The sequence below is a fragment of the Slackia sp. genome, from assembly GCF_977041755.1.
Window position 1 is genome coordinate 1 of the sequence record NZ_CDRRGL010000101.1, and the last position, 6,990, is coordinate 6,990.

At 59.1% G+C, this 6,990-nt stretch carries 5 protein-coding genes; all 5 read left to right on the forward strand.

All coding sequences use genetic code 11. From position 1 onward, the window contains the following. The coding region (locus ACWI8T_RS07360) for a trigger factor (protein WP_449138469.1) at positions 1-1,087 on the forward strand (1,087 nt) is incomplete at its 5' end. A 187-nt stretch (positions 1,088-1,274) separates the two neighbouring features. Then, positions 1,275-1,892, forward strand: coding sequence for an ATP-dependent Clp protease proteolytic subunit (locus tag ACWI8T_RS07365; RefSeq protein ID WP_288483571.1), 618 nt, complete (start codon positions 1,275-1,277; stop codon positions 1,890-1,892). Between the two features lie 6 nt (positions 1,893-1,898). Continuing rightward, positions 1,899-3,290 (forward strand): ATP-dependent Clp protease ATP-binding subunit ClpX, encoded by a 1,392-nt coding sequence (gene clpX, locus ACWI8T_RS07370; protein WP_302886774.1) that lies wholly within the window; start codon positions 1,899-1,901, stop codon positions 3,288-3,290. A gap of 77 nt (positions 3,291-3,367) precedes the next feature. After that, positions 3,368-6,049, forward strand: a complete 2,682-nt coding sequence (locus ACWI8T_RS07375; RefSeq protein WP_449138470.1) for a valine--tRNA ligase — start codon at positions 3,368-3,370, stop codon at positions 6,047-6,049. Between the two features lie 142 nt (positions 6,050-6,191). Continuing rightward, entirely contained in the window at positions 6,192-6,716 is a 525-nt protein-coding gene (locus tag ACWI8T_RS07380) for a zinc ribbon domain-containing protein (protein ID WP_288483563.1), read from the forward strand. The last annotated feature ends 274 nt before the right edge of the window (positions 6,717-6,990 follow it).

Here is a 6,990-nt window from a genome sequence, read left to right on the forward strand (position 1 = left end):
TCTCGAGCTTTCCGATTACTCCCCGGTTCACATCGAGGTTCCCTTCAAGACCGCTTCTGAGGCTGAAATCGACAGGGAAATCGACAACCTGGGCAACGCTTATCACGACTACAAGAACGCTCCTGCAAACACCAAGGTGAAGGCCGACTCCGTCGTCGAGCTCGACATCAAGGCTGTCGACGACAACGGCGAAGACATCGCCGCGCTGTGCAGCGAAGCTCGCCTTTACGAACTGGGCAAGGGCCTGTTCCCGGCAGCATTCGACGAGGAGCTCGTCGGCTGCAAGAAGGGCGAAGAGAAGCACTTCGAGATCGAGGTTGAGTCGAACCCCTGCATGCTCACCAGCATCCTTCAGGGCAAGACCGCCAAGGTCGTCTTCGACGTCACCGTCAAGGCTGTGAAGAAGGTCGTTCTTCCTGAAATCACCGACGAGTGGGTCAAGGAAAACTTCGGCTTCGAAGATGTCGCCGCGCTGCGCAAGCTCATGGGCGAGCAGATCGAGGCTCAGAAGGGCGAAATCATTCCCCGCATTATGGAGAACAATGCTCTGTTCGAGCTGCAGAAGCGCCTCGAGGGCGACGTGCCCCAGGCTATGTGCGACGCCGCCGAGCGCGACCTGCTGCAGAGCTTCTTCGAGCAGCTCCAGCGCCAGGGCGCTACGCTCGACGCTTACCTGGCTGCCCAGCAGATTACCGCTGACCAGTTCAAGGAAGACGTCAAGGCTCAGGCTGCCGACACCGTCAAGCAGAACCTGGCCCTCGACGCCTATGCTCGCCACAACAACATCGTTGTGACCGATGAGGAAGTCGTTGACGAGTTCAAGAACTCCGGCGCCAAGGATACCGACAAGCTCTACGCTGAGTGGAAGAAGCAGGGTCGCCTGTCCTTCGTCCGCGAGGGCATTCTGCGCGGCAAGGCTCTCGAGGCTCTGCTGAAGGAAGCCGAGATCGAAGAGGTCGAGCTTCCCACGGCTGACGAGGAAGAGAAGAAGCCTGCCAAGAAGGCCGCCGCTAAGAAAACCACCAAGAAGGCCGCTAAGAAGGCTGACGAGGCCGAGGCCGAGAACACCGAGGCCGCTGCCGAATAGCTTTCATCTCGCGCATTTTCTCGAACAAACCGTGGAGTGCGCGTGACGGCTTGGCTGCAAGGGCGGCGATATCGCTCGTCCGCTCAATAAACGTGGTACAGTCCTTAAGGCTCGCTTCCTGTTTTCGGAAGCGAGCCTTGGTTGTATTATTGCTTCGACTTCGATACAGAATAAAGGGGCAGCATTTATGCAAAACGGATATACGATTCCTTACGTCATCGAGCAGTCGCCTCGCGGCGAGCGCTCGTATGACATTTACTCCCGACTGCTCAATGATCGCATCGTCTTCTTGGGCAGCGCCATCGACGACGACGTCGCAAACGTCGTTATCGCGCAGCTCCTGCACCTCGAGAGCGCCGATCCCGAGAAAGATATCTCGCTCTACATCAACTCCCCGGGAGGCAGCGTGAGCGCAGGTTTGGCCATCTACGATGCCATGCAGTTCATTCGCTGCGACGTGTCCACCGTTTGCATGGGCATGGCCGCTTCCATGGCCTCTGTGCTTACTGCTGCGGGCACCCCGGGCAAGCGTTTCATCACGCCGAATTCGCAAATCATGATCCATCAGCCCATGGGTGGCGCCGAGAGCCGCACGCAGCAGACCGATTTCGAAATCGCTGCGAAAGAAATGCGCAAGTGCCGCGAGCGCCTCGAGGGCATTCTCGCCAAGCACACCGGCCAACCCATCGAGACCATCCATGCCGATTCCGAGCGTGACCACTGGCTCACCGCTGAGGAATCGAAGGCATATGGCCTGGTCGACGACATCATCACGACTCGCGCTATGCCGAAGAAGGAAGCATAAGGCCTTATGCAGACCAAGAATCCCGATTCTCAAACCATGGACCCGAAAAAGGCGCGCTGCGTCTTCTGCGGCAAAACGGCCGATGAGGTCGCTGGCATGATTCAAAGCCCCGATGGCACGTGCATTTGCGACGAGTGCATTCTGTATTGCACCGACGTGCTTGCCCGTGGCGGCTACCTTAACGGCCGCCATCCCAGCCAGGGCAATATGCCCGATTCGTTCGACGGCGATTTCGACGGCTACGAAGGCCACATTGCGCAGGCCCCGTTTGACGACGAAGAGCAGGGCGCCCCTTCGGCGGCCGAGATTCTCGCCGCGCTGCCCACGCCGCATGAGCTTTTCGATCGCCTGAGCCAGCATGTTGTTGGCCAGGAGGCCGCCAAGCGCGCGCTTTCGGTTGCCGTATACAACCACTACAAGCGTATCAGCCTCGGCGCTGAGTCGAATGACGACGATGTCGAGCTTGCTAAGAGCAACATCATGCTTTTGGGCCCCACGGGTTCGGGCAAAACGCTGCTCGCGCAAACGCTCGCGCGCACGCTGCAGGTTCCGTTTGCCATCGCCGACGCCACCACGCTTACCGAAGCGGGCTACGTGGGCGAAGACGTCGAGAATATTTTGCTGAAGCTCATTACCGCGGCCGATTTCGATATCGAGCGCGCTCAGATCGGCATCATTTATATCGACGAGATCGACAAGATCGCCCGTAAAGCTGAAAATCTCTCCATCACGCGTGACGTGTCGGGCGAAGGTGTTCAACAGGCATTGCTCAAGATCGTCGAGGGTACCGAGGCGAGCGTTCCTCCACAGGGCGGTCGCAAGCACCCGCAGCAGGAGCTCATTCATATCGACACCACGAATATCCTGTTCATTCTGGGCGGCGCGTTCGTGGGTCTGGCCGATATCATCGGCCAGCGCGTGGGCAAGAAGGGCATCGGCTTCACGAGCGATGTGCCTCAGTCGAAAAAACATGCCGAAGCAGAGCTTCTCGAAAAGGTGCTGCCCGAAGACTTGAACAAGTTCGGTATGATCCCCGAATTTGTGGGCCGCATTCCGGTGATTTGCTCGCTCGACGAGCTTACCGAAGACGATTTGGTGCACATTCTTACCGACCCGAAGAACGCGTTGGTGAAGCAGTACGTGCGCATGTTCGAGTTCGAGAATTCCGAACTCGTGTTCACGCCAGAAGCGCTGCGCGCTATTGCGCATGAGGCGGTCGAGCATGGCACAGGCGCGCGCGGCCTTCGCGCCATTTGCGAGCGTGTTCTGCAAGACGTGATGTTCGATTTGCCTGAGCACGCCGGACCCACGAGGGTGGTTATTCGCCCGAGCGATATCGAGGGCGAAACGAAACCCGAAATCGAGCAGGCGGCCGACGCGGCTGTCGTCTCTGAATAAATGCCACGGCCTGGCCGCACGCGCGGCTGGGCTGTTTCAGTATTCCGCCTTACAAGCAAACAAGTTGGGAGCAGAGAGTGGAAGAGCTTTCCAAGAACTATGACTCCGAGGCGCTTGAGCCTCGCATTCTCGATAAATGGCTCACCGGCGGCTACTATGCCCGCCGCCCGGGCGTGGGTGACTGCACGGTTACCATTCCGCCGCCGAACGTCACCGGCGTGCTGCATATGGGCCACGCCATGGACGACACCATTCAAGACACCATTATTCGCTTCAACCGCATGCGCGGCGTATCGACCCGTTGGATTCTCGGTACCGACCATGCGGGCATCGCGACGCAAACAAAGGTCGACAAAAAGCTCGCCGCGCAGGGTATTTCCCGCCGCGAGCTCGGTCGCGAGAAGTTCATCGACGCCTGCTGGGATTGGACGCATGAATACGGCGGACACATCATTGAGCAGATCAAGCGCATGGGTTGCTCGGTCGATTTCGACGACCCTCACTTCACCATGGATCCCGAATATGCCACCGCCGTGCGCAAGGTGTTCTGCGATTGGTACCATGACGGCCTTATCTACCGCGGCAAGCGCATCGTGAACTGGTGTCCCACCTGCGGTACCGCCATTTCCGATGACGAAGCGGAATACCAGGAAGAAGATGGCCACTTGTGGCACCTTCGCTATCCGCTCGTCGAGCCCATTGACGGCGTGGAATACATTGTGGTCGCTACCACGCGCCCCGAGACCATGCTCGGCGATACGGGCGTTGCGGTGTCTCCGAAAGATCATGACAAAGACAAGTTCGTGGGTGCGAAGGTCAAGCTGCCCATCGTCGACCGCGAGATCCCCATTTTCAGCGACTTTTATGTCGATGCCGATTTCGGCTCGGGCTTCGTGAAGGTCACTCCTGCTCACGACCCGAACGACTTCGCGATGGGCGAGCGCCATGGCCTCGAGAAAATCAATATCTTCGATGAAACCGCCCACGTGGTTGAAGGCTACGGCGAATTTACCGGCATGAGCCGCGAGGAATGCCGCGAAGCCGTTGTTGCGTGGTTTGAGGAGCATGGCCTGCTCGATCATGTGGAAGACCACCATCATTCGGTGATGCATTGCTACCGCTGCCCGAGTGCCCTTGAACCGTGGCTTTCCGAACAGTGGTTCGTTGCCGTCGATAAGCTGAAGGGTCCTGCGACTGAGGCCGTCACGAGCGGCGAAGTCACGTTCCATCCGGCCCGTTGGACGCAGACCTATCTCACCTGGATGGAAAACCTGAAAGACTGGTGTATTTCCCGCCAGCTGTGGTGGGGCCATCGCATCCCGGTGTTCTACTGCGTCGATTGCGGTTGGGAAGACGCGTGCATGGAAGACGTGGACGTGTGCCCGAAATGCGGCGGCCATCATGTACATCAGGACGAAGACGTGCTCGACACGTGGTTCTCGAGCCAGCTGTGGACTTTCGCCACGCAGGGTTGGCCGAACCACCCCGAGCAGCTCGAGGGCCATCATCCTACGACGGCGCTCGTTACCGCGCGCGACATCATCGCGCTGTGGGTTGCCCGCATGATCATGTCCTCCACGTACTTCTTGGGCGAGATTCCGTTCCATGACGTCGTGATTTACGCCACCATTTTGGCGAAAGACGGCAGCCGCATGTCCAAATCGAAGGGCAACGGCGTCGATCCCATGGACCTCATTGCGAAATACGGCGCCGATGCCATGCGTTTCAACTTGCTCACGCTGGTTACGAACAACCAGGATGTGCGCTTCGACGCCGACATCGACCCCAAAACCCACGAGCTCATTTCTTCGCCGCGCACCGAGCAGGCGCGCGCTTTCGTCACGAAGATCTGGAATGCGAGCCGCTTCGTGCTTGGCAACCTTGAGGGCTTCACGCCGGGCGAGCCCGTTGCCGCGACGCCTGCCGATGCGTGGATCTTGTCGCGTTTGGCTGGCCTCTCCGAGCGTGTGACCCAGGGCATCTCCGAATACAAGTTCGGTGAAGTGGCCAGCGACCTGCACGCGTTCTTCTGGAACGAGTTCTGCGACTGGTACATCGAGTTCTCGAAGGCGAGCCTGCGCGAGGGCGCCGATCCGGTTGCTCGCCTGCAAACGCAGCGCAATCTCGTGTTCGTGCTCGATTCCGCCCTGCGCCTTTTGCATCCGGCCATGCCGTTTGTGACCGAGGCTCTGTGGGAGCAGCTGCCTCATGCGGAAGGCGAAAACGCCGAGGCTCTCATGGTTGCCACCTGGCCCGAGCCCGAGACGCTTGCGCGCTTTAAGAATGCCGAAGCCGAACGCGCGATTGAGCTGGTGTGCGGCGTCGTTTCTGCCGCGCGTTCCACTCGTGCCCGCTATGGAATCTCGCCGAAACGGGAGCTTGCCATTACGGTGAAGGCGCCCGCCGAGGTCGTTTCCGCCATCAACGAGCAGCAGGAGCTTATTGTGTCGCTCGCGCGCGTGAACGTGGCCGAGGTTTCCGCCGAAGCCGAAAAGCCCGCGGCGTCTAACGCCACGCTCGTTTCTGGCTGCGAGGTCTACTGCAACCTCGAGGGCCTGGTCGATTTCGAGGCTGAGCGCGCTCGCCTTTCCAAGGAACGCGAGAAGCTCGAGAAAGACGTTGCCAAGCTTGACAAGAAGCTCTCCAACCCGGGCTACCTTGCCAAGGCGAAGCCTGAAATCGTCGAGAAGGACAAGGCGAAGCGCGCCGAGTTCGCTGCGAAGCTCGAGCTGGTTGCCCAGCAGATCGCCGAGCTGTAGGCGAGGGCCTTCCTGCCGAATTTCGAGCCTGCGTGCCGCCGAATTTCAAAATTGCATAGAGAAGCGCCTCGCGGTATGCGGGGCGCTTCTTTCTTTGCTACAATGCGTGATTAGTGTATTGATGTACGAAAAGGATTTCTCAATGAGCGACATTCTCTCGCAGCTTTGGACTCCTGAGCTGCAAATGGCTGTCACGGTATGCATCGTCATGCTCGTGGCCGTTTACGTGCTCTCTATTATTTGGGTTGTTCGCGATGCTTACCAGCGCGGCACGGTGTGGTACATCTGGGCTATCGTCGCGCTCGTTCCCATTTTGGGCGTCATCGCGTATTGCCTGCTTCGTCCGCCGCTGCTGCAAATCGATCGCGACGAGCAAGAGCTCGAGGTCGCGCTGAAGCAGCGCCAGCTCATGCAGTATGGCGAATGCGCCAACTGCGGCTACCCGGTCGAGGCCGATTATGTGCTGTGCCCGAACTGCCACCAGCGTTTGAAGAACCAATGCCAGAAGTGCGGTCATGCGCTCGATCCTTCGTGGACCGTTTGTCCGTACTGCGCAACGCCGCTTCCTGGCATCGGCGCTCGTCGCAGCGGTCGAACTACCGGCGCGCCGAGGCAGGCTGTGCCCCAGGCGAATGTCGGGGCTCATGGCCAGGCGCCGCGCCAGTAAGCGCCGATCTGGTTTGCAATCCTGCCTTAAGAAAAGCCGCCTGCGCGCGGCTTTTCTTGTTGTCGCGACCTAAATCGCGCAGGTGGGCGAGGCGGTTGTTCTGCCGTCATGTCGCCATTCTGTATGCTGAGCGGCGCAGCTTGTTCCTGCACGCCGTCTGTCTATAATTGGAACTCGATTTCAGTAACGTATGCGTATTCGCATTCGAGAGGAGATAGCCCTATGAAGGCCCTTTACAACGACGGTACCGTCGCCGAGCTGCCCGAGGAAGAGG